General features: G+C 62.6%; 1 protein-coding gene. It reads left to right on the top strand.

Going from position 1 to position 588, the window contains the following annotated elements; genetic code table 11:
• Positions 1–49 precede the first annotated feature (49 nt).
• On the top strand, positions 50–588 hold a 539-nt coding region (locus tag NW858_RS11640), incomplete at its 3' end, for an NAD-dependent epimerase/dehydratase family protein (RefSeq protein WP_414520560.1).

The following is a 588-nucleotide window of genomic DNA, read 5'->3' as shown; positions in this document are numbered from 1 at the left end:
ATACGAGTTGTAGTTGGGTCTCGTTGGCTCGTAGATGTGTATATGAGACATGACCCACCCCCAGCGCACCATCAACCGCTACGGACAGAGCATTCTCCTGGTGGAGCAGATGCTGCGGGACTTCCAGGCCGCCTACGGGATCCGGTTTATCAGCCTGCGCTACTTCAACGCCGCCGGCGCCGATCCCGACGGAGAAATCGGCGAAGCCCATGACCCCGAAACCCACCTCATCCCCTTGGTGCTGGAAGTCGCCGCTGGCCAACGCCCTCACATCACCGTTTTTGGCGATGACTACAACACCCCTGATGGTACCTGTATCCGCGACTACATCCATGTCGCCGACCTGGCGGAGGCTCATGTGTTGGCGTTAGAAGCGCTGGCGTCTGGCCGGCCTGTGCAGACAGCCTACAACCTGGGCAATGGCCAGGGCTTCTCCGTCCAGGAGGTGATCGCCACGGCAGCAGCGGTAACCGGAAGACAGATCCCGGCGCAAATTGGGGCCCGCCGACCGGGGGATCCCCCCTGCCTGGTGGGCGATGCCGCGGCCATCCAGCGGGATCTCAACTGGCAGCCCCGCTATGCCGACTT

The organism is Synechococcus sp. H55.10, assembly GCF_047502715.1.
Lineage (GTDB): Bacteria > Cyanobacteriota > Cyanobacteriia > Thermostichales > Thermostichaceae > Thermostichus.
This window is presented reverse-complemented; position numbering and strand designations above follow the sequence as displayed.